This window comes from Halalkalibaculum sp. DA384 (assembly GCF_043951955.1).
Lineage (GTDB): Bacteria > Bacteroidota > Rhodothermia > Balneolales > Balneolaceae > JAMQKA01.
Genome location: NZ_JBINJE010000020.1, coordinates 40,981 through 63,013 on the forward strand (window position 1 = coordinate 40,981; position 22,033 = coordinate 63,013).

Consider the following 22,033-nt stretch of genomic DNA (forward strand, 5'->3'; position numbering starts at 1 on the left):
GGTTACCGTTCAATCGGAGCATCAATAAGATTGCCCCACTCGGTCCATGACCCGTCGTAGTTTTTTACATTCGGATATTCGAGCAGCTCATTGAGTACAAACCAGGAATGAGCCGAGCGTTCCCCAATGCGGCAGTAAGCTACAATATCCTTATCTGGCGTTATGCCTTCGTTTTCGTAGATCTCCTTCAGCTCTTCCTTGCTCTTGAAGGTACCATCTTCATTTACCGCTTTTGACCAGGGAATATTGGAAGCGCCCGGAATGTGGCCCGCTCGCTGCGAAAGCTCATTCAGACCCGGAGGTGCCAGAATTTTGCCCTGGAATTCATCCGGTGAGCGTACATCCACGAGGCCGAAGTTATCACTTTCGAGCTGCTCCTTGATATCGTCACGGTATGCACGGTATTCCTCTTTGGCACCGGTAATGGTGTAGTCTGCTTTCTCATACTCCGGAACCTCCGTCGTAAGTTCGCGATCCTCAGCTTCCCACTTCTTACGGCCGCCATCGAGAATTTTTACATCTTCGTGGCCGTAATATTTGAGCAGCCAGTAAGCCCACGCGGCAAACCAGTTATTGTTATCTCCGTAGAGCACCAGCGTAGTGTCATTGGATACGCCGGAATTCTGCAACAGTGCTTCAAAATCCTCTTTTGAAGCGATCGTTCTGCGCAGTTGATCCTGCAGCTCCTCTTTCCAGTTCCATCCTACGGCTCCGGGAATATGTCCCGATTCATACGCTTCCGTATCAACATCCACTTCTACGAAACGGACACCTTCATCGTTAAGATGGTCGGCGGCCCAATCGGTTGATACGAGTACTTTACTATTAGTTAATACTTCTGACATGATTGATTTATCTGTTTTATTAGTTAGGGTTGAATTGCCATTTCACAAAACCCGTTTGAAGCAGGATGGAGGGGCAGCAAACAAAAAGCCCACCACCTGCTTCAGGTAGTGGGCTTTGGTTCAGTTTCTTTACACCTATGTAAGCATATTACATCCACTACCTTTTGCAGTATTCATACAACAACAGCTACAGCAGATGTCCATCTGTGCGCGTACTGAAAAGTTGTGAATGTAATTTTGTGAACTCATTTGCAAAAAAATTAGGTCTTTGCTTATCTGCAAGCCTAGGATAACAACCCTGCCGGTATAAATCAACATTAATTTTTAAAATTTTACACGCGTTGCCCACTCCGGTACCCATTTGAACGATTTTTTTTAACCCATCGTTACTGTTTTCGGGAGTTTTGTTACGCTCTTTTGAATGATATTGCCATGTTTATGGCATCAAAACTGCATGCAGGCAATTGATTCAATAAAGCAATAACTACCGATCTGGTCTTTACCACCGGTTTTACCCATTGTATATATCTTTTTTTTTCTTACTTTTAACGCAATCTGACATTATAAAATGTCAGCAAAATAATTATGGATACAGTGACAACAGTACAGAACAAATTATTCTCCCTCCTTCAGCCACGTAATCACTGCGCGTGTTGTTGTTGCTGTTGTTGTATCTCGTTACCGGAATAGACTCTGCCCTGCATTTTCCATCCACAATTACCGGTAACAACATCAGATTCCACGGAGCAGTGGACGCAGGAACCTGTATTTAGCAATTCTGGCAATAAATTAGCAACAACTTGATTTAATTATGAACGCTCTGAAATTACTAGAACACTCAGACAAAGATCTCGGTCAACGCAGTGACAAGCTGAGCTCCTTTATCGGGGGTACCCCCCTGTTCCCTATTTCCAATGTCAATCCAAATACCGACGTCAAGGTATTTGCCAAGCTGGAGTGGCAGCAATTCGGAGGCAGTGTCAAGGCCCGTCCCGCGTATCGCATTGTACGGGATGCCATACGCAGAGGCGATTTAACGCCGGATAAACACCTGCTTGATGCCAGCAGCGGAAATACCGGTATCGCCTATGCACATATCGGGGCCGCCCTGGGTATTCCTGTGACGTTGTGCCTGCCTGAAAACGCTTCAGAGGAACGCAAGCAGATCCTTACGGCACTGGGGGTAAACATCAAATACACTTCCCGTACCGGCAGTACCGACGAAGCGCAGGAAATCGCCGAGGCCCTGTTTGAGGAGGAACCGGAAAAATATTATTACGCCGACCAGTACAGCAACCCGAGCAACTGGAAGTCTCATTACTATACCACCGCACCCGAAATTCTCGAACAGTCTGGATATGAGGTCACCCATTTTGTTGCCGGACTCGGCACGACCGGTACATTTACCGGTACCGGACGGCGCCTAAAAGAGTACAACAGTAAAATCGAACTGATCGGCCTGCAACCGGAACTGGCCATGCATGGACTGGAAGGCTGGAAACATCTTGAAACAGCCCATACGCCGGGTATTTATGATGATTCGGTTGCCGACCAGATGCGCACTGTCCCTACTGAACGAGCACACGAAATCATCAAAATGGTAGCCCGTAAAGAGGGATTGCTTATAAGCCCGTCTTCTGCGGCCAATCTTGCCGGGGCGCTGGACCTTGCAGAAGAGCTGGATGAGGGAGTCATTGTAACTATCTTTCCCGATGACGGCAGCAAATATGGTGAAGTCATGAATCAACTATTCAAACAGCAATAATACATCGAATGAAGGTCGTTATAGAACAAACTGCGTTAAACGAAATGCTGGAGCATGCAGAAGAATATTATCCCAACGAGTGTTGCGGGTTCTTCTACGGACGCGAAGACAGTGTGCGTAAGATTACGCTGGCCCAACGAGTCAACAATGCCCGGGAGGGAGATCAACGCCGGCGCTTTCAAATAGACCCAAAAGATTATCGCGATGCCGAACGTTTTGCCATTAACAACGACCTGGATCTGCTGGGGGTGTACCATTCTCATCCCGATCATCCGGCCGAACCCTCCGAGCACGACCGTAAAGTGGCAATGCCCTATTTTTCCTATATCATTGTTTCTGTCAGGGAAGGAGAAGCGGAAAATACGCGGTCCTGGCAACTGAACGATTCGCGTCAGTTTGAGGAAGAAACTGTTGAAATTCACGAGACTAAAGAAAACCAGATAACTTAAAAAACTGATGTTCAATCATGGCTAAGATTATAATTCCAACCCCGTTGCGAAAATTTACTGACCAAAATCGCAGTTTCATCACAACCGAGGATACACTTTCGGGTGCCATACAACAGCTTATAGAAGAATATCCCGATGTAAAAAGCAATCTGCTGGATGATGACGGGAATGTCCGCTCATTCATCAAGGTCTATATCGGAGATGATGAAGTCGATCCCAATGAAAACGGCTCTGTTGAACTGGCCAAGGATACCGAAATCAGTATTGTTCCCGCTATCGCGGGCGGTTGTTGAATCATGAATCGATAAACCGGGAATGCTGATTACTGAATTTGCTACTATTTACAAACTGTGAGTTGAAGGATTAAGGAAATAACCGCTATGAAAGACTGGCAAAACATGGAATTTTCACCAGAAGAGCTGGGGCACTACAGCCGGCATCTCTCCATCCCCGAATTTGGCATGGAGGGACAAAAAAAATTAAAAGCCGCCAGCGTGCTGGCAGTCGGAACCGGTGGACTCGGAGCCCCGATGCTGCAGTACCTGGCAGCCGCGGGCGTAGGTACCATCGGCCTTGTGGATTTTGATGTTATTGAAGCGAGCAACCTGCACCGTCAGGTGCTGTTTGGTGCGTCTGATGTTGGACGTAAAAAGGTGGAGGTCGCCAAAGAGCGCCTCCGGGAGATTAATCCCCATATCACCATCAACGTGCATGAAACGCGCCTAACAAGCGACAATGCGATCGAAATTATCGAAGATTACGATGTTATAGCCGACGGCACGGACAATTTCCCCACCCGGTATTTGATAAATGATGCCTGTGTTATGCTGGACAAACCCAACGTGCACGGTTCCATCTTTCAGTTTGAAGGCCAGGTTTCCGTATTTAATTACCTGGACAAGGAGGGGAACCGCGGACCCAATTACCGCGACCTTTTTCCTGAACCTCCGCCTCCCGGCCTGGTGCCCAGCTGTGCGGAAGCCGGAGTTCTGGGAGTGCTGCCCGGCATCATCGGTTGTATACAGGCCAGCGAGGTAATCAAGGTAATTACCGGTATTGGTGAGCCTCTTGCCGGAAAGTTGTTTCTGTTTGATGCGCTCAATTTCAGCACCCGCACTGTAAAAGTGCAGAAAAACCCGGATAATCCTCTTACCGGAGACGATCCCGAAATTACGGAACTGATCGACTACCAGGAGTTCTGCGGGCTGCCGCCGCTGGGTGAAGAGGAAGATGAGCAGCAGGAATCTGAAGTACCGGAAGTAACCGTCGCCGAATACAAGTCTTGGGTTGACAACGGGGAGGACGTCCAACTCATTGACGTGCGCGAACCGTATGAAGCAGAAATTGCGGAAATCGGCGGCGAGCTGATCCCCCTGGATCATATTCTTGACCAGGCTGACAAAATCGATCGCCAAAAGAAAGTCGTGGTACACTGCCGCAGCGGTCAGCGCAGCGCAGATGCGATCAAAAAACTCAGGGAGAAATACGGTTTCGACAACCTTTATAATCTAAAAGGCGGTATCCTGGCCTGGTCTGAGGAGATTGATGAAAGCGTGCCGCAATATTAAGCATACTACTATTTTTATATGCTTTACCACATGTGCGACGTACCGTAAAGGTGCGTCGCACTTTTTATTCTACCAGTTTGAGAGAGGCCGAATTTATGCAGTATCGCAAGCCGGTAGGTTCCGGTCCATCTGGAAAAACGTGGCCGAGGTGGGCATCACAAACATTGCAGAGCACTTCTATACGGTGCATGCCGTGGCTGTTATCCTCTTCGTAGCGAACCACATTGTCTACAACGGGCTCAGTAAAACTCGGCCAGCCGGTTCCTGAATCAAACTTTTCGGTAGAATCGAACAGCTCCGTACCGCAGCAGACACAGGCGTACAGTCCCGGCCTGTGCGATTCACAGTATTCACCGGAAAATGGCTTTTCGGTACCGCTCTTCCGGGTAACCATGAACTGTTCTTCAGAAAGCTGTTCCCTCCACTCTTCTTCCGTTTTCTCCACACGGCGCGGCGGTTCAGGACTTCCCTTCAGGGCGTAGCTGTGTATTTTTTTCCAATCGATCATGATACCAGGGTTACATTGTAAAAGAAAAGGCCAGACCCGAAAGCCTGACCTTGTATGATTAGTCGGGACGACTGGATTTGAACCAGCGACCCCTTCGTCCCGAACGAAGTGCGCTACCGGACTGCGCTACGTCCCGATCTAAATAACGATATATGTAGTAGGTGCGGCCCACTCCACGAGTTTGCCGCACCAGTAAAGAAAATTAAATTAACTGATTTTGGTAATCAAATCAGCTGTTCGGGCGGAATATCCAGCTTCATTGTCATACCATCCGAGGAGCTTAACCAGGTTTCCTTCGGCCTTGGTAAAGCCACTGTCATAGATGCATGAGTGCGGGTTACCCAGAATGTCCGTTGAGACGAACTCCTCCTCGGTATACTCCAGCACCCCTTTCATCGGTCCTTCGGCAGCAGCTTTGAACGCCTCGTGAATTTCTTCAACCGTCACGTCTTTTTCCAGGGTTGCCGTAAAATCTGTCAGTGATCCATCCGGCACTGGAACGCGGACCGCGCTGCCGTCCAGCTTGCCGTCCAGCTCGGGAAGTACGAGCCCGACCGCCTTGGCCGCTCCGGTGGTGGTTGGCACAATGTTGTGCGCGGCAGTTCGGCCACGACGAAGGTCTTTGTGCGGACCGTCAACAATCTGCTGGCTGCTGGTGTAGGCGTGAATAGTTGTGATAAATCCCTTGGTCAGACCAAAGCTGTCGTTGAGTACCTTGGCCATTGGCGCCAGGCAGTTGGTGGTACAGCTGGCGTTGGAAAACACCTTGGTATCGTCGTTGATCTCATCGTCATTGACGCCGAGCACGATGGTTTTAACATCACCGCCGCGGGCAGGTGCAGAGATAATTACTTTTTCAGCCCCGGCCTCCAGGTGTTTTGAGGCGTCTTCCTTGGTACGGAAAAAACCAGTGGATTCAACCACCACTTGCGCTCCGCGCTCATCCCATTTCAGATCTGCGGGATTGCGTTCAGAAGAAATTCCAATTTTGTGCCCATCAATCGTAATACTGTCTTCGGTGGCACTTACTTCGCCCTGATAAGTTCCGTGAACCGAATCGTATTTGAAAAGGTGGGCCAACGTATTCGCGTCGGTCAGATCATTAATGCCCACAATTTCAATTTCATCTTCGTGATAGGCCAGTATAGAACGAGCCACCAGGCGCCCGATGCGTCCAAATCCGTTAATTCCTACCTTAGTTTTAGCCATAAATAGTATAACCTTTCTTATCCTTTATTCTTGGTTCGTTTCCTGAGTAAATCATTACAATCAATATCCTTTCCGTGCAAGTCGGTCGAAAAGTATCATTCCATTGTTCAATTTTCAATAACTATTTTGTATTACAAATTGGTCGGTTCCCCGCTTTTACATTAATTCACAGCAGGTTCCAACACCAGAAAGAGGTGGTGTCATTCATCATCCAGGTCTACATCCCCGGGCATTGTGTCGTCATCCAGGATATCCTCAAAGTCGGACGCAACATCCTCATCATCTTCCCCGTCATCCGGGTTTCCGGCATTCACTCTTTTGTTGACCTCGGTAGCCCCCGCCCTCTTGAGCTGGTTGGCAATTTCCTGCTGGTCGTTATCCAGCGCAATAGACAGCGCAGTATCTCCATTTCGGTCGCGCAGCCTTACGTTGGCCCCCTTCTCAATTAAAAATTTGACAATCATTGAGTGGCCTTCTCGCGCAGACTGCATGAGCGCGGTTTGCCCCCATCGCTGCCTGGCGTTGACATCCGCACCATGCTCAACTAACAGTTTCACAGCTTTTAGATGCCCTTCACGTGCCGCCACAACCAGAGGTACCCCTCCCACTACTTCCGCGCCGTGATCAAGCAGCAGTTGCAGGATCTCAATATTGCCGTTCTCCGCCGCCCGGTTCAGCGCCGTCGCCCCCATGGAAGTCGACAGGTTGGGATCGGCCCCGTTCTCCAACAAGTACCTGACGATTTCAGCCTGGTTCTCCTGGGCGGCCAAAATCAAGGCTGAGGAACCATTTTTACTGGTTTCATTAATATCTATTCCTTCACTCAACCTTTTTTTCAACTGGGATAAATTGCCTTCTTTCGCGGCCTGAAGTAGTGGTGAAAGTGCCATAATAAACAAAATTTAGTATCAATTTTATGCGGTAATACAAGTCGACAGGTATATCCAAATATCTGGGTAATTAGTCAAGCAGAATACAATAGAATCCAAAAAAATTGTACCGTGTCAAAACTCGTGTTTTTCCTTCATCAAAGGGAATAAACCCGCGTCAGTCTTTTTTCTCTCACTAAAAACGGATTACGATACGAATATCCGCGGCTATATCCCCGGATATTTGCCCTATTCGGTCAGGAGATCGTTCACTAGTGTAGTACACCTATTCCGCTGTAACCGTTCATGAAATCTTTGCCGCTCATCCGGCGTTTGCCTGCAATTTGCACCTCCTTAAGCTCCACCGTGCCGTCGTCGCATCCAACAAGCAGCTTGTCTTTAACCATCCGGAGCTCTCCGGGTTTTAGCGACTCGTTATCCGGCCCCAGCTCAGACCGGTACATATTAAATTTCAGATCATCCAGTTCTGCCCAGGCGGTTGGGAACGGGCTCAGACCGCGTATCTTGTTGTGCACCTTGATCGCCGGCTCTTTGAAATTGACCCGGCAGTCTTCTGTATGCAACTTCGGGGCCGGCGTGGCCTTGCTGTGGTCCTGGACCTCTGTACTGTAGGTTTCGTTTTCGATTTCATTGACCGTCTCCAGCAAAAGATCGCCACCCAGAACTTTGAGTCTTTCATAGAGGTCTCCCGTCGTTTCATTGATACCCACCGGCGTGCGCTCCTGCTTGATGATGCGCCCGGTATCAACCTTTTCATTCAGGAAAAAAACGGTGCACCCGGTCTCCTCCTCCCCGTTGATGATCGCCCAGTGAATAGGCGCTGCTCCACGGTATTTGGGTAACAGGGAAGCATGCAGGTTGATCGCCCCCTTCGCTGGAATGTCAAGAACAGCGGGGGGAAGAATGCGAAAGGCCACAACCACAAACAGGTCAGCATTCAGGGTCTGCAGCTCTTGAACAAAAGAGGGCGCCGACAGGTCCTGAACTTCAATCACCGGCAGACCCATTTCCAGAGCCCGCGCCTTTACGGGAGTGGGACTGGCCCCTCCCCCCCGGCCGCGCCGCTTGTCCACATTGCTGACCACCGACACTATTTCGTGTGCCGAAGCATGAAGTTTTTCAAGGCTGGGAAGGGCAAACTCCGGGGATCCCATGAACACTATTCGCATTGGTCACTTATTTATTTTAAGAAGATTTTACAATAATCCTCAATTCCTCGTTCTGAGGGAGTTGTACTCCCGTTTAAAAGGTCGATACGGTCGGTGGTAAGCCACCTCCCAGCAAAATAGCAGGTTCTGTAAAGATCCCTTTAAGAAAATTTTGCAAAACCGTGTTTTTGCTCAATTTCGACATTTTCGAAATTCTGGACCGGATCGTTTTTCAAATAATTATAGAGCGCAATCTAAGAAGGAGTGACAGATCTGGCCATCTTCACATTTTTGTTTCACGAACCTTATGATATGCCCGGGGCGGCTCCACGGTCAGGCATCATTCGGGATGGGATGAGGCAGGTTCACTGTCGGAAGGCGTTTATCCCTTTTCCCGGAGCTGCGTTTTGGGTGCCAGGGGGTATTCGGTCTCCTTTTGCCCTTTTGCAATCTCATTGAGCTTGGCACTCAGCAGCTTTTGCTTGAAGAAAGAAAGGTGTTCCAGGAACAGCACGCCATCCAAATGATCTTTCTCGTGCTGTACCACCCGCGCGGGCCACCCGTCCAGGTCGAGCTCCTGCTCTTTGAAATCGCGATCCAAATAACGGACTTTTATACGGGCTGCTCGTTTTACGGCGGCATTGACGCCCGGTATGCTCAGGCAGCCCTCCTCCATTTCGAGCTCCTCCGCACTGGTTTCAACGATTTCGGGATTTATCATGGCGAGCGGTCCGTATTTCGGGATATCCCGTTCATCCTGCTCTATCATGGGGTCCACATCCGCTACAAATACCCGCAACAGCTTGCCAACCTGGGGAGCCGCAAGGCCCACTCCGTCCGCATTATACATCGTTTCAAACATATCATCGACCAGCGTTTGCAGCTCTTCGGAGTCTTCAGCAACCGGCTGGGCCTCCTCCCGAAGAATATCATCATCATATGTGACGATTGGTAAAATTGCCATATCAGTACTCCGATACTTGAAGGTATTTTTGCAGTATAATGGCGGCCGCCGCCTGATCGATCCGCTCTTTTTCGCGACGCTTCATCTTGGGGACACCCGCCTCGATCATCGCCTGGACCGCTTCCTTGGAGGTGTACCGCTCGTCCATTTTCTCGATATCTATATTGGGGAATCGTGTACGCAGCTTGGTGATAAACTTTTCAACACGCTCGGTAGCATTTCCTTCATTGCCATCAGGTGTCAGCGGCCAGCCGACCACCAGTTTAATCACCTGCTCATCCTTGCTGTATATAAGCCGCTCCAGTTCATCAAAAACCTGGCGACTGTCATAGGTACCGATGGGGTTGGCACTTGTGCGCAATAAATCCGTGCGGGCAAGCCCGGTACACTTCGTTCCTACATCTATTCCGATTATTCTACCGTATTCTGTCAACACTTAGCCTTCGGCTTCTTCCGGTTCCTCTTCTTCCAGCGGTTGCTTCAGAAATTCCTTCATCAACTTGCTGGGTTTAAAATGTGTTTTGCGATGAGGGGGTACGTAAATAACCTCATTCGTTTTGGGATTGCGAGCTTTGGGTTTGGCCTTGGTTTTCTTTACCTCAAAAACACCAAAATCCCTCAATTCAATCCTGCATTCAGGGTCAGCTTTCATCATAGTCTCTCGAATTGCCACCAGTACAGCCTCCACCCATGGTTCAGATTGAACCATCGGCTCGTCCATATCTTCAGCCACTCGACGAACAAGATCTCTTTTTGTGTATGTAATCATGATTAAAAATCGGTCAAGATTTCCGGAGTTAGTATTTAGTTCGTTTTTTAATTTTTTCTAATATTTTTAAAAAAACGAGAGGAAACTTATTGTTTTTACTACAGATATAAAAATAAAATCGCGGGGAAATATCCCGAAAATCATTAGAATTTATTCATATCTGAACGCGCTCTTAACCCCCTCCACTTTAAGTAATTTCGAGATAATCTTATCAAGATGTTCAATATCATCTACATACACGGTAAGTAATCCTTCAAACATTCCGCTGTCGCTGCTGACGTTTATACTTTGCATATTTGTCTTGAGTGACTTGGAAACCACGTCTGTCAAATCGTTGACAAGTCCGACCCGGTCTTCACCGATAATCTTCACAGCGCCGAGAAATTTCGTATCGATATTTTTGGCCCATGCCACATCCACTACGCGTTCTCCGTCAGTTTGTATAAGATGATGCACATTTTTACAGTTGGAACGGTGTATTTTAACATCCCCGTCACGACTTATGAATCCGATCACGTCGTCGCCGGGAATGGGGTTGCAGCAGTTGGCATACGAATATTTGACATCGGTTAACTCGCCGTTTATAACCAGTGATTTACTGTCACTAACCGAACGGGCCGCACTAAAATATGTTTCCTGGATCTCCTCTTCGCTCAGAGGCCGCTGTTCGGGAGTATCCTTTTCATCCTCTTCAATACGTCCCTTGCTGGTAAGCTGTTTAGCGGTATCATACAGCTCGTTTACATCGAACAGGCCCCGGCCGATCTCGTAAAACATCTTCTGGGTGGTATCAAAGTTGTGCTTGTGGGCCACACGCATCAGTTCCTGTTCATTAATTTCGATGTTGCCCCGTTCAGCCCGTTTTTCCCACAATTCGCGGCCCTCTTCCGCCACTTTGCGCTCTTTTTGCTTGATGTACTGGCGAATGCGCGATTTCGCCTTATGTGTGACGACGTCATTAATCCAGTCGGGATTCAGGTTGATTTTATTGCCGGTAATAATTTCAACCTGGTCACCTATCTCCAGCTTTTGCCGCAACGGGGCCATTTTCCCGTTAATTTTGGCCGCCATGGCCCGTTCGCCAACCTCACTGTGAATATCAAAAGCAAAATCGATCGGGGTCGCACCCTGTGGCAGGGTACGCAGCTCCCCGTCCGGGGTAAACACGTAGATTTCATCCTGGTAGAGATTGAGCTGAAAATCTTTTACGAACTCCTTGGCCTCGTCCGGACGCGGATTTTCAAGCACATCCCGCACCCAGTGCACAAACTTGTCGAGGGTTTCTGAACCATCTTTGCCCTCCTTGTACTTCCAGTGGGCGGCCAGCCCCCGTTCAGCAATGTCATCCATCTTACGGGTACGGATCTGCACCTCTACCTTGCGGCCAGTTTTAGTGATCACCGTGGTGTGCAGCGACTGGTACCCGTTGGCCTTGGGCACCGATATAAAATCCCGAAAACGTTTGGGGATGGGAGTATACCAGTCTGTAATAATGGAATAGACCCTCCAGCAATCTTCTTTCTTATGCGGATCCTCCAAAATTACCCGTATTGCAAACAGGTCATAAATCTCCTCAAACGGCTTCTGCTGCCGCTGCATCTTCTTGAAGATGGAATAAATATGCTTGGGGCGCCCTTTGATCTCAAATTTAAATCCTTCTTTGGCCAGCTCCTCTTCTATAGGCTGCATAAACTCTTCGATAAACGCCTCCCGCGCCTCCTTCTTCTCCCTCAGCTTGCGGGCGATAAACTTGTACGAGTTGGGATCTATAACCTTGAAACAGAGATCTTCAAGTTCGCTCTTGATATTGAACAGGCCAAACCGGTGAGCCAGCGGAGCATAGAGCTCCCGGGTTTCAGTTGCGATTTTGAGCTGCTTTTCTCGTGGCAGATGCTGGATTGTGCGCATGTTGTGGAGCCGGTCGGCAAACTTGATCAGCACCACCCGCAGATCTTCGGCCATCGACAACAGAAGCTTCATGAACGTCTCGGCCTGCTTGGTATCGCGACTCTTGAATACGCCTGAAATCTTTGTGACGCCGTCAATCAGGTGAGCCACCACCTCCCCGAACTCCCGTTCAATATCGTCGAGGGTAACCTCGGTATCTTCAACCGTGTCATGCAGAAGAGAGGCCGCAACCGATACATCGTCAATATTGATCTCGGAGGCCACAATTTTGGCAACCGACACCGGGTGGTAGTAAAAAGGCTCACCCGAGGCCCGGTTTACCCCTTTGTGCGAGAGGTAGCAGAGCTTGAATGCCTTGGTCACCATCTGGTCGTCGGTGGATTCGATATGCTGGTGACAAAGCTCCAGCAGCTGATCCAGATCATCCTGCTGTGCGGGATCCAGCTCGTATGCATCCAGATCCTGGCTATATGTCGTTTTGACCTCAGACATCTATAATCGACTCTTCTATCTCATTTCTATAGTTGTACAACAATGAACGTCTTTCAAGAATTTAATTAAACCATCTATCCGTTTAAATACCAATTGAGTCTGCGCCTTTCTACACAGGTCTTGCCAATGGCCCTGCTTGTTCAAATCCCCTCGCAGTCATGCGGGATGATACAAAAAAGGCGGACGTAGTAGATAACGTCCGCCCCCCGGTAAATGTTGGAAACCGTCTAAAATTGTAACAGCACGCCAAAAATAATTCTCCCGTTGGAAGATGAGGGGGCCGGCACGTTCATGTCACGGGCATCCTCGAAAAAATCCTCGTTAACATTCGTGTAACGATATTCCACAAACGGTTTCAACAGGGGAATGGCACTCACTTCAGCGCCAACCAGTGCGTTCCAGTATAAGCTGCTCTCCTCTACCGCTTCTACAGAGGCGTCGTCCGGCACATCCATATCAACCGTATTGGAGCCAAGCCCCACCCCCACGTATGGCTTGAGGAATCCGACGGAGACCCCGCCCAGGGCTGTCAGTCCAAAATCATAGTCCTTGATCTCCTGGCTGAACGAGCCGGTCCTGTTTTGGTAGTCCACCTGGTTTTCTTCGCTGAAATTGCTGAAGTGGGCACGGAGTCCCAGCTGAACAATCGGTAATTTGTTTAAAATTCCGCGTTCAATGCGCACCCCAAAACCGTTCTGAGGTTCCTCATCCCTTACTTCATACGAAGCCCCGATTCCCCACTGGGCTTCTGCGTTCTGCGGAACCATCGAGCTGATAAGCAATACGCCGGCCAAGACTGTCAGTACTCTCTTTATGTTATCCATAGATATATTCTCCTTATTTAAAATTGGTATCATGGGTACTAATGATTTTGCGTTAGTTTAAGTTCACTAAGCTAGATTTCCAAATATTTAAACGGCACAGGGAAGGCCGCGTTCCCGACTTTTTTTGTTATGGAAACCCGGCATAAATAAAGGGAACCACCGGTTTAAAAACGGTGCGTATAGCTCACCTTTATGGCCCCCGCTCGCTGGAGCGTTTGGAACTGTTGGCGTAAAAAGCGATCCATCGGGTCGCCGATCCAGCTGTGATTGTACACCAGGTACATATCGGAACCCGGCGTGATGATCCAGCGGAGGCGATTGTTCATAGCCAGCCGGTCGCTCAGGTTGTCATACTGGATATTACTGGTTATAAAAAGAGAGGTCGTCAAATCAATATTGGCCTCAAACCGGAACAGGTCCGTTGAAAAGTTCCCCTGGGCAAGATCCACATCGGTACGAATATACTCCGGCGCCAGCTCAATTCCCGGATATGGACGCACCGTTATCTCCCCCCCGTATTCGGTTTGAGTGCCGGACCAGAAGCCCCCGCTTGAAAAGTTCAATTCGGCAGAAACCCTGCGGTATGAAGCCGTTTCCAGGGCCGCTTCGGCGCTCCAGGTCACATATTCATCCACCGGAATAACAATGGATCCATCCCGCTTGATATCAAATGGTTCTTCCAGGCGCTCAAAATTGCGGGCCACATCAAACTCCAGCACATCGCCGGTCATAAATGTGATGTCGAACAGCGTAAGCCGGTGTTCCTGGGTGAGCAGCTCAAAATCGAGATCAGTCAGATGCTCAAACCGGAATTCCCAGTCGATCTGCTGGACCAGGTCGCTCTCGGTAAACTGCGGTGAATATTCGACCGAGGGTTGCAGCCGCCGGAAGGCGTTGCGCGGGGTAAAGCCTACCGCGGGTTCAAATGCGCGGCCAAATTCGCGGTAGGATACATGGCCCGCCCAGGGTTGATTCGGGTAGTTCAGCCGAAATCCCCTGGAGGAGCGATCCCAAATATTGGTGCCGTCATCTGCGAGATAGGGAGAGTTGTGAAACACAAAAAAGGCCTGAAACTGAAGGTTGTCACTTCCCCTGAAGTTCGAGGTCCCCAGTTCCATATCCACGCCCAGGGTGTGCCGGTCTCGCAGCGCCGGGGTCAGCGATTCACTCTCCTGGGTTGACCGGCGGGTGTAAATCATTCCGACGGTGCTTTCTGAACCGACATTTCGCTTTATGCGTGCCACCGAAAAATTTTCCGGTTTTACCGAACCCTTCTGCCCGGTTCGCACATGCAGCAGCGCCATGTTGTAATTTCCTGCATTGCCCAGAACCCGGGCCCCGTAGGTGATCGGGATCGGCGCTCCGTCCTGCAGGCCAATTCGCCGGCTGAAATAGGGGTTCACCCTGCTGGAGGGGGCAAATTCGTAGATATTGGCCCCCTCCAGGAAAAAGTCGCGCTGTTCGGGGAACTGCAGTGGAAAGCGGGTCAAGTTCACCTGCCGCTGGTCTACTTCCGCTTCCGCAAAATCGGTATTAAATGTCACTGATGCTTTCAGACTGGGAGTAATACTGTAATTAACGTCGAAGCCGCCATCCACGTTGGTATCGGTATCGGTTCCACTGCCGCCGGGCAACCGTTCTTCGCTGGTATTTACAATTCCAAACGGTACGACCTCCAGGCCCAAACCCTGGGAAGCCCCTTTCAATCCGGTTAGGACCCCGGCGTTCTGCGGCCGGTCGATCCCCTGGTTTCTGCGATGGCCGGTCCAGAGTGCCGTTTCATTTTTACGGCGTATCACCCGCATGAAGTTAGCCCCCCAGCGGTCGCTGTCGGCATCAAAATTAAAGGTCCGGAACGGAATTCTGATTTCTGCCGACCAGCCAAATTCCCCGATCACGGTCCGGGCATCCCAGATACCGTCCCAGTTCAGGTTGATTTCGTTGCCCTGACCGGTGCTAATCAACCCGTCGGTGCGCAAGCCGTTCGGATTTATTTCCAGGAAGTAGGCACTCCGCTGGTCGTTAAACGTATCAAAAATCCAGGTAAAACGTTCATCAGAAACGATGCGCACATCCCGTCTCTTCTGGTACGCTTTGATCCCCGAGGGGTTGCTGTCATATAAAATCACCCCGAGATACAAATACTCCTCGTCGTAGGCGATCCGCACTTCAGTACGCTCGGTTGCGGCTGCTCCCTCGTTGGGTTCCTGCTGTCGAAATCCCGAAGCGGGTTCAATCCGGTGCCAAAAATCTTCATTTACATGGCCATCGAACACAAAATCGGCATCCGACTCCAGTTGATGAGCTTCAATTTCCTTTTTTTGCTGGTTGTCCTGCGCGCATAAAACCGTAGGCAGAAACCATAACAGCAGTACCGGATACAGATAATTCGTTAGCTGACATTCACCAAATTTCCTGAATAATCCCATAAATTCCTTGATCTTAAATGGCCGTAAGCCGCCTGTTTTTTTGAGATTAATGTTAAAGTTAAATTCTCCTTTGAGGCATACCCGCTTTTTTGCGTATTGCAAGTATGGGAGAATTTCCCTGTTGGTAACAAATATTTCGACGGGAATATAACAATATGAATCACAAGTTCAGGGGCTATCCGGCGGATCGGTTGATACTCTGTACACCCTCATACCTCATGGAGAATTACATGGTTGCAAAAGAGCTCAACCCTTCGTCGGCCGGCGACTTGGTGAACAGTTTAAATATCTTACAACGAACTGGTTGCCAACAGGTTACGAGAGTACAACCTGGATAATTGCAGAAATACGGGTTACTGACTTTCATCATTGGTGGGGAAATCCACCCGGATCGTGTGAAGATGATCCTCGTCAGTATAGGTGTAAGAGATATCGAGGTTGGACTGGTTGGCGATCCTCTTGACAATGGAGAGGCCCAGTCCGATGGAACTGGTGCTTTGATCCGCCTTTTTAAACCGTTTGAAGAGGTCACTGGGATCGACCTTCAGCGGCTTGCCGGTATTGGAAATAAGCAGACGCTCGTTATTGAGGCTGATATCGATGCCGCCCCCGGTCACATTGTGTTTTATCGCATTTTGAAACAGGTTGGTCCAGAGTATATCCGCCAATACCGGGTGCATCCGCACTTCCACCTCTTCATTCAGCTCGGATGTGACGCTGACCCCGTTTAAGGTGATCAACTCATCAAACGTATCCAGGCTGTCTTTGACCAGCTTTGTAAAGTTTACCTTTTGGGAATTGCTGAATTCATGATTTTCTATCTTGGTAAGTAATCCCAGCGACTCACTCAGCTTGGAAAGTTTTCGGATGGCCGACTGTGCCGATTCCACGTACTTAAATTGCTCCGAATTGAGATCGGTCTCGGTCAGCAGCTCCAGTTTCCCCTGTGCAATAGAAAGCGGCGTCTGCAGCTCATGTGAGGCATTTTCAGCAAATTCCTTCAGGTTTTGGTAGTCTGAAATTGCCTTGGTGGTCATGGCGTTAACAAATCGGTTCAGCTCATCAAACTCTTTGATGCTGGTCTCCTCCGCCTCAATCGGTTCGCGCTGGTGAAGCTTGAAATCCCTGATCTTTTCCAGCGTGTCGCGGAACGGTTTGAACAGCCGCCCTGAAACCAGAAATCCTACGCCCACTGCACCCACGACCTGCAGTCCCAGGATCCATAAAAGCGTTTTCACTACCGCTTCAATGATATCATCCGATTCTACCAGCCCGCCCCAGGTGGAAATAAAGTAGGATCGTCCGTCAATATTGCGGTAGGCCGAAACTTTAACATTATGCTCCATCCGCTTCAGGTGCGGGTGCCATGCCATGGTGTCGGAGGCGATAACCCGTTCTTCCACCCGGTCCTCCAGCTCCTTGATCACCAGGTTGCGGTCTTGAAACTTTTCGACCACCTGGGTGCTGTCGAATCCAAAATCCTGGCCGCGCCCCTCTTCAATCAGGTAACTGACCCGGTTGATGCGGTCCATATACCGCCAGCGAAGCTCGGTGTCGATCTCATCCTTAATAAGGTAGTATGAGATAATTCCCCCGGCCGAAAGCACAATTATTGTGACCAGGAGGTATATCAAAATAAATTTGTTTACCAGCTTCATCAGGGTGCGATCTTAAATTTATATCCAATTCCGTAAATAGATTCGATGTAGTCGCCCGCACCGGCATTCACCATTTTTTTGCGCAGGTTCTTAATATGTTGATACACAAAATCCAGGTTGTCAAGATGATCTACATAGTCTCCCCACAGGTGTTCGGCGATGGTCTGCTTTGAAAGCACCCGGTTTTTATTGGCTGAAAAATAAACGAGCAGGTCATATTCTTTTGGCGTCAGATCTACCGGCTCGCCATCCACGGTCACTTCCATGGTGTCGGTATTGATCTTAATTTCGTTGACCCGGATGATCTCGTCGCCGCCCAGGTTTTTACGACGGTTCACCGCCTTGATGCGTGCATGCAGTTCAGACAGGTGAAAGGGTTTCGTCAGGTAGTCGTCGGCCCCGAGCTCGAGTCCCTTGACTTTGTCATCAAGTGAATTCTTCGCAGAAATGATAATGGAGCCGGCCTCTTTATTGACTGACTTAAGTTCCTGCAGCAGTTGCAGCCCGTTGCCTTCGGGCAGCATAATATCGATCAGCACGATATCGTAGCTGTGGGACATGATCTTGTCGAATCCCTGCTCGTAGTCTGTTGCTGCCTCACATATATACCCTTCTCTCTCAAGATAGGTCAGGATGTTGTCCAGCAGATCTTTATTATCTTCAACTATCAATAATTTCATGCAACGAATTATAAGGAACTATTTTGAAGCAAAATTGAAGCTTTCCTGTTTTAAAATTGATCTTTTGGGTTAAATTTCAAGCACAAGCCCCCGGACTTTTTTGATATTCTAACAAATACCGGCTATTCATCGTGTTTTGGATATTTCTTTTTGAGAAAGCCCAACATAACATTTCATCAACCGTCTCAACAATGAAATTCACTATATTTTGAGAATACAGATTTACAGCGGTTCCACCTGCTTCACGAATGGAGAGAAAACCTGAACTACCCGATGGAAGACCCCAAAACATTCGTTGGTACTCATATGAGCCTCAGTCGCAAGAAGGTCAAACTGTTGCCAGATAAACAACCATCCATTCGCAGAGGATTTAACAGGTGTACAACCCTGATAATTATCTCTTATCAAGTATCTTTCCACGGTATACATGATCAGTAAAATCACGAAATTACATTGTAGAAGTAATTCTTTATATCTTATATTTGCAGTCTCGAAATTTTACTGTTCATTTAAATAGTGTTGGCAGGACTTGGTTTTCGAATCGTTCCCGATGAGGCTCGTCAGGGTCATAGGAAGTACAGTATGGAAGCTAAAGCGTATACTCAACCGAAGTCTCTGCCCGACAAATGCGTGATTCACGTGCCCGAGTGGCGGAATTGGTAGACGCGAGGGACTTAAAATCCCTTGGGGGCTAAACCTCCGTGCCGGTTCGAGTCCGGCCTCGGGTACTTTTGTTTTGAGCTAAAAACCGTTAATTTAGAAGCCTTTTTCAGGGCCCGTAGCTCAGTGGTTAGAGCAGTCGACTCATAATCGATTGGTCGCAGGTTCAAATCCTGCCGGGCCCACTTTTCTTTCCCCTCCTTCCATCCCTCTAAAATCGCCCTTAATATCGTTTAAACGGCAATTATGGCTCCCTACCTACCCTTTTCCACAAAAATTACTGCGTGAAAGCACTTCACTTTTTGCAATGATTTATGTAAATAGTTGGTACAAAAGTTGGTACATTTGCTCACTAATCGTAGAATAATGGGCCAAACCTCCACACTGTACACAGAAACTCTATTGCGGAATTGCACTCAGATGTCGAAGAGAAACATAAACCTCCAACTAAAAGACATTAACTTCGATAACAATTATGGCTAGTCTGAAAAAGAGAAATGGAACGTATTACATTCGGTTTTTCAAAAAAATCAACGGGAAGAGAAAGCAAAAGGCTCTAAGCTTGGGTACGAAGATCAAGCGGGAAGCACAGAAACTTTTGATCGAATATGAGGATAAATTCCAGCGGGGTGAGATCGATCCGTTTAACGGATGGACTCCTCAAAAGGAAGCTGAAAAGAAACGGCAGAAGCTGCGTGGCAAATATATCCCTTTGCACAAGGCGGCCGATCAATTTATAGAGGAGCGCAGCCAGGCCAATCAGAAGACGAAAGATAACTACCGGCGACACTTGAATATGCTGGAAGATCAGCTTGGCCGTACCATGCCGGTAACGGAAATTTTGGAGAAGGACGTTCGGGAGTTTTGCTTTCGGGATGATATAGCACCGGCAACCCAGGCAAGTTATCTTCGTCACCTAAAAGTGTTTTTCAAGTGGATGCACGAAAAGGGAATCCTGAAGGAAGATATTACAGCAGATATAAAACCGCCGAAAGTACCAAAGAAAATTGCTCAAAAGACCATTACGAGAGAACAACTGGACAAAGTGTTTAAAGCTTTCGACAAGTTCTATAAAGAGCAGAAAGAGAAGGGATATGTAACCAAGCCTCACCAGATGCGTCTTTGGTTCAAGCCGATGATCAACACCATGTACTACTGCGGTATGAGGGCCAGTGAGGCGGTCAATCTTAAATGGACGGAGGTAGACCTGGAGGGAAACCCCGACGATCCGGAGGATCACGGGCATATTCAAATCATCAATACCGATGATAATACCACAAAATCGAAGCTTGAGCGTGTTATTCCGATCAGAAAACCGTTAAGGCCGTGGCTGGTGGAGTGGCACAAGAAACAAGGGGAACCCACGGATGGATACGTTTTTCCGAGCTCCACAGGCCTTAACAGGTTTCACGGGATGACGGCCGGTTCCCTGTCAAGATCATTTAAAAAGTTTGTGAAGCTGGCAGAGGAGGTGCCAAATACCATTACCCTGCATGGCCTTCGACATTCCTGTGCTACTGATTTGCTTCGAAAAGGCGTGCCGATCCACATTGTTCAGAAGATAATGGGTCACTCATCGATAGATGTTACCCAGATTTATGAGCATTTGGGGCAGCAGGATATTACAAATGCAGTGAAAGGAATTGATTGACCAGTAACAATTCATAAAATTGTTTTAACCCATGGATAATTGTAGAAAATAATGTGTTGTTTATAACGGTTTCATTGGATAATACAGTTTGCCTGCCTAAAAATTCACGCACAAAATGATCATAAAAGAAATAAAATTGAGGGGAATTTGATCTAACAAAGAGTATTTGGCAGCAAGGTTTGGCTCAAAATAACCTCGTTTACAAGTCCATGACTGTCCATAACCGTGTTACAGAAGTCCACAAGTGTCCGCAGCTGTCCATACCTGTTCGCAACTGTCCATAAGTGTCCACAAGTGTCCGCAGTTGTTCGCAACTGTCCACAACTGTATTAAATCCTTCCGTATCCTTCCGTATGCGTTCGCAAGGTTGAACTGGACAAATGGGTCTCAGTAGATTACTGGTGAACTGAGATTAACCAGTTAAATCAATTACTATGGAAGAACAAACATTGAAACGGATCGAAAAAAAATTAGACCTTCTACTTAATTCCAGAAAGCATCGTATAAACGAAAAGAAGTACATCACCGCGCGGGAAGTTGAGGATCTGACCGGCCTCAACTATCGAACCATTTTAAACCGGTCCAACCTGGATGAGGATCACCCCCGGTTCATCCCTTCCATACAGTTTGGGGGCAGCCGCCGAAAATATTTCGAGCGCAAGGTCATCGAGCGCATCTTCCACCTGAGCTAATACGACTATGTCGGGATTACCAAAAGGAATACCCTATACCAAGGTTCCAAACTTTATCATAGAAGATCTTATGGCAGACTTACGTGGAGGCGAACTAAAAGTAGCAATTGCTATATGCCGAAAAACCTTTGGATTCCATAAAAAGACAGATGGTATAGCTCTTTCTCAAATAATGGATCTAACCGGTCTAACAAAAAAGACAGTCATTGATTCTTTGAGAAGCCTTGTAAAGAAAAAAGTCATACGTAAAAGCATTTCTTCTACTCCCTATCAGTATAGCATTGATGTGTCAAACCACATTGACGCCATACCACAAAAACATAAAACCACAAAGATAAGCCCCAAAAACTTAAAGCCAGACGGGGGTATAAAAACTACACCCCAAGAGGTTCAAAAATTACACCGCTCAGGGGTTCAAAAATTAAACCCACAAAAGAAATCTATTAAAGAAATAGAAAAAAATACTACTAGTAGTAGCGATTTGTCTGATGAGATAGTTGAGGTAATTGAGACCTGGAATAATACCTTTGAAAGGAAAATGAGTAAAAATGATAAACAGGATATAGAAATAGTGAGATCCGCGTTAAAAGATTTTTCAGTTGATCAGATTTGCAAAGCCATTTTCAACAGATCACAGGCTCAGTATTACAAAACGATACCATGGCATAGAGATAATCCAGAAATGTTTTTCTGTATCCCGGAATATATAAGAAACGATCTGCAGCGAAGACCTAAAGACATTTATACGTTCGAAGAAATGACCACAAAGGTAGGGAAGACACCAGGTATGACGACGGATTATTTTGAAATGATACCCAACATGAAAGATGAAATGGACCGGCCATTGTGGAAGCCAAAGGTTTCGAACTCATAGTTATAATGTCTTGTGTACTCATGAAATAATTTCAATTGTTTAACCTCTAA

Annotated in this window: 20 protein-coding genes and 3 tRNA genes; 9 read left to right on the plus strand and 14 right to left on the minus strand. The window is 47.9% G+C overall.

From position 1 onward, the window contains the following. Positions 1-2 precede the first annotated feature (2 nt). Positions 3-845, minus strand: coding sequence for a sulfurtransferase (locus tag ACG2E4_RS12155; RefSeq protein WP_395261738.1), 843 nt, complete (start codon positions 843-845; stop codon positions 3-5). An 811-nt stretch (positions 846-1,656) separates the two neighbouring features. Here ACG2E4_RS12155 and ACG2E4_RS12160 point away from each other — a divergent pair. The 4 genes from ACG2E4_RS12160 (at position 1,657) to moeB (ending at position 4,627) form a co-directional block, all read left to right on the plus strand. After that, a complete protein-coding gene (locus ACG2E4_RS12160) occupies positions 1,657-2,610 on the plus strand; it encodes a PLP-dependent cysteine synthase family protein (RefSeq protein WP_395276726.1) in 954 nt (317 codons plus the stop codon). A gap of 8 nt (positions 2,611-2,618) precedes the next feature. Then, positions 2,619-3,059 carry a Mov34/MPN/PAD-1 family protein gene (locus ACG2E4_RS12165; RefSeq protein ID WP_395261740.1) on the plus strand — a complete coding sequence of 147 codons (441 nt, stop codon included), beginning with the start codon at positions 2,619-2,621 and terminating at the stop codon, positions 3,057-3,059. 17 nt (positions 3,060-3,076) lie between these two features. Continuing rightward, positions 3,077-3,352, plus strand: coding sequence for a MoaD/ThiS family protein (locus ACG2E4_RS12170; RefSeq protein WP_395276727.1), 276 nt, complete (start codon positions 3,077-3,079; stop codon positions 3,350-3,352). Positions 3,353-3,439: 87 nt separating this feature from the next. Further along, a complete protein-coding gene (gene moeB / locus ACG2E4_RS12175) occupies positions 3,440-4,627 on the plus strand; it encodes a molybdopterin-synthase adenylyltransferase MoeB (RefSeq protein WP_395276728.1) in 1,188 nt (395 codons plus the stop codon). A 64-nt stretch (positions 4,628-4,691) separates the two neighbouring features. Here the strand turns inward: moeB and msrB are convergent, their stop codons facing one another. The 13 genes from msrB to ACG2E4_RS12240 form a co-directional block, all read right to left on the minus strand. Next, the gene (msrB, locus tag ACG2E4_RS12180) at positions 4,692-5,135 is read right to left on the minus strand and encodes a peptide-methionine (R)-S-oxide reductase MsrB (RefSeq protein WP_395261743.1); all 444 of its coding nucleotides are present in this window, start codon (positions 5,133-5,135) and stop codon (positions 4,692-4,694) included. 62 nt (positions 5,136-5,197) lie between these two features. After that, positions 5,198-5,271, minus strand: a tRNA-Pro gene (locus tag ACG2E4_RS12185). Between the two features lie 71 nt (positions 5,272-5,342). Beyond that, positions 5,343-6,344 carry a type I glyceraldehyde-3-phosphate dehydrogenase gene (gene gap / locus ACG2E4_RS12190; RefSeq protein ID WP_395261744.1) on the minus strand — a complete coding sequence of 334 codons (1,002 nt, stop codon included), beginning with the start codon at positions 6,342-6,344 and terminating at the stop codon, positions 5,343-5,345. Between the two features lie 200 nt (positions 6,345-6,544). Then, positions 6,545-7,234 carry an ankyrin repeat domain-containing protein gene (locus ACG2E4_RS12195; RefSeq protein ID WP_395276729.1) on the minus strand — a complete coding sequence of 230 codons (690 nt, stop codon included), beginning with the start codon at positions 7,232-7,234 and terminating at the stop codon, positions 6,545-6,547. A gap of 251 nt (positions 7,235-7,485) precedes the next feature. Further along, positions 7,486-8,403 carry a methionyl-tRNA formyltransferase gene (fmt, locus tag ACG2E4_RS12200; RefSeq protein WP_395276730.1) on the minus strand — a complete coding sequence of 306 codons (918 nt, stop codon included), beginning with the start codon at positions 8,401-8,403 and terminating at the stop codon, positions 7,486-7,488. Between the two features lie 361 nt (positions 8,404-8,764). Further along, positions 8,765-9,346 (minus strand): peptide deformylase, encoded by a 582-nt coding sequence (gene def / locus ACG2E4_RS12205; protein ID WP_395276731.1) that lies wholly within the window; start codon positions 9,344-9,346, stop codon positions 8,765-8,767. A gap of 1 nt (position 9,347) precedes the next feature. Beyond that, on the minus strand, positions 9,348-9,782 hold the full coding sequence (ruvX, locus tag ACG2E4_RS12210; RefSeq protein WP_395261748.1) for a Holliday junction resolvase RuvX: 435 nt from the start codon (positions 9,780-9,782) through the stop codon (positions 9,348-9,350). Next, the gene (locus ACG2E4_RS12215; RefSeq protein WP_395261749.1) at positions 9,783-10,115 is read right to left on the minus strand and encodes an HU family DNA-binding protein; all 333 of its coding nucleotides are present in this window, start codon (positions 10,113-10,115) and stop codon (positions 9,783-9,785) included. It lies immediately after the preceding gene. Between the two features lie 150 nt (positions 10,116-10,265). Then, positions 10,266-12,515: a RelA/SpoT family protein gene (locus ACG2E4_RS12220; protein WP_395276732.1), complete on the minus strand. Its 2,250-nt coding sequence runs from the start codon at positions 12,513-12,515 to the stop codon at positions 10,266-10,268. 227 nt (positions 12,516-12,742) lie between these two features. Next, entirely contained in the window at positions 12,743-13,339 is a 597-nt protein-coding gene (locus tag ACG2E4_RS12225; RefSeq protein WP_395276733.1) for an outer membrane protein, read from the minus strand. A 164-nt stretch (positions 13,340-13,503) separates the two neighbouring features. Further along, positions 13,504-15,768 (minus strand): DUF5916 domain-containing protein, encoded by a 2,265-nt coding sequence (locus ACG2E4_RS12230; RefSeq protein ID WP_395276734.1) that lies wholly within the window; start codon positions 15,766-15,768, stop codon positions 13,504-13,506. Positions 15,769-16,121: 353 nt separating this feature from the next. After that, positions 16,122-17,426, minus strand: coding sequence for a sensor histidine kinase (locus ACG2E4_RS12235; protein ID WP_395276735.1), 1,305 nt, complete (start codon positions 17,424-17,426; stop codon positions 16,122-16,124). Continuing rightward, entirely contained in the window at positions 17,426-18,106 is a 681-nt protein-coding gene (locus ACG2E4_RS12240) for a response regulator transcription factor (protein WP_395261754.1), read from the minus strand. The genes ACG2E4_RS12235 and ACG2E4_RS12240 overlap by 1 nt, the downstream gene beginning before the upstream one ends. A 641-nt stretch (positions 18,107-18,747) precedes the next feature. On the opposite strand from ACG2E4_RS12240, the gene ACG2E4_RS12245 reads away from it, so the two are divergent. From ACG2E4_RS12245 to ACG2E4_RS12265, 5 genes are all read left to right on the plus strand, one after another. After that, positions 18,748-18,834: transfer RNA gene (locus ACG2E4_RS12245), tRNA-Leu, on the plus strand. Between the two features lie 44 nt (positions 18,835-18,878). Continuing rightward, positions 18,879-18,951: transfer RNA gene (locus tag ACG2E4_RS12250), tRNA-Ile, on the plus strand. 377 nt (positions 18,952-19,328) lie between these two features. Continuing rightward, positions 19,329-20,417, plus strand: coding sequence for a tyrosine-type recombinase/integrase (locus tag ACG2E4_RS12255; RefSeq protein WP_395276736.1), 1,089 nt, complete (start codon positions 19,329-19,331; stop codon positions 20,415-20,417). Between the two features lie 434 nt (positions 20,418-20,851). Further along, complete coding sequence (locus ACG2E4_RS12260; protein WP_395276737.1) at positions 20,852-21,109, plus strand: hypothetical protein; 258 nt, start codon at positions 20,852-20,854, stop codon at positions 21,107-21,109. 7 nt (positions 21,110-21,116) lie between these two features. Then, positions 21,117-21,983 carry a replication protein gene (locus tag ACG2E4_RS12265; RefSeq protein WP_395276738.1) on the plus strand — a complete coding sequence of 289 codons (867 nt, stop codon included), beginning with the start codon at positions 21,117-21,119 and terminating at the stop codon, positions 21,981-21,983. The last annotated feature ends 50 nt before the right edge of the window (positions 21,984-22,033 follow it).

Coding starts and splice junctions, on each gene's coding strand:
- ACG2E4_RS12155 (WP_395261738.1), bottom strand. CDS start 845: ATGTCAGAAGTATTAACTAATAGTAAAGTACTCGTATCAACCGATTGG.
- ACG2E4_RS12160 (WP_395276726.1), top strand. CDS start 1,657: ATGAACGCTCTGAAATTACTAGAACACTCAGACAAAGATCTCGGTCAA.
- ACG2E4_RS12165 (WP_395261740.1), top strand. CDS start 2,619: ATGAAGGTCGTTATAGAACAAACTGCGTTAAACGAAATGCTGGAGCAT.
- ACG2E4_RS12170 (WP_395276727.1), top strand. CDS start 3,077: ATGGCTAAGATTATAATTCCAACCCCGTTGCGAAAATTTACTGACCAA.
- moeB (WP_395276728.1), top strand. CDS start 3,440: ATGAAAGACTGGCAAAACATGGAATTTTCACCAGAAGAGCTGGGGCAC.
- msrB (WP_395261743.1), bottom strand. CDS start 5,135: ATGATCGATTGGAAAAAAATACACAGCTACGCCCTGAAGGGAAGTCCT.
- gap (WP_395261744.1), bottom strand. CDS start 6,344: ATGGCTAAAACTAAGGTAGGAATTAACGGATTTGGACGCATCGGGCGC.
- ACG2E4_RS12195 (WP_395276729.1), bottom strand. CDS start 7,234: ATGGCACTTTCACCACTACTTCAGGCCGCGAAAGAAGGCAATTTATCC.
- fmt (WP_395276730.1), bottom strand. CDS start 8,403: ATGCGAATAGTGTTCATGGGATCCCCGGAGTTTGCCCTTCCCAGCCTT.
- def (WP_395276731.1), bottom strand. CDS start 9,346: ATGGCAATTTTACCAATCGTCACATATGATGATGATATTCTTCGGGAG.
- ACG2E4_RS12215 (WP_395261749.1), bottom strand. CDS start 10,115: ATGATTACATACACAAAAAGAGATCTTGTTCGTCGAGTGGCTGAAGAT.
- ACG2E4_RS12220 (WP_395276732.1), bottom strand. CDS start 12,515: ATGTCTGAGGTCAAAACGACATATAGCCAGGATCTGGATGCATACGAG.
- ACG2E4_RS12225 (WP_395276733.1), bottom strand. CDS start 13,339: ATGGATAACATAAAGAGAGTACTGACAGTCTTGGCCGGCGTATTGCTT.
- ACG2E4_RS12230 (WP_395276734.1), bottom strand. CDS start 15,768: ATGGGATTATTCAGGAAATTTGGTGAATGTCAGCTAACGAATTATCTG.
- ACG2E4_RS12235 (WP_395276735.1), bottom strand. CDS start 17,426: ATGAAGCTGGTAAACAAATTTATTTTGATATACCTCCTGGTCACAATA.
- ACG2E4_RS12240 (WP_395261754.1), bottom strand. CDS start 18,106: ATGAAATTATTGATAGTTGAAGATAATAAAGATCTGCTGGACAACATC.
- ACG2E4_RS12260 (WP_395276737.1), top strand. CDS start 20,852: ATGGAAGAACAAACATTGAAACGGATCGAAAAAAAATTAGACCTTCTA.
- ACG2E4_RS12265 (WP_395276738.1), top strand. CDS start 21,117: ATGTCGGGATTACCAAAAGGAATACCCTATACCAAGGTTCCAAACTTT.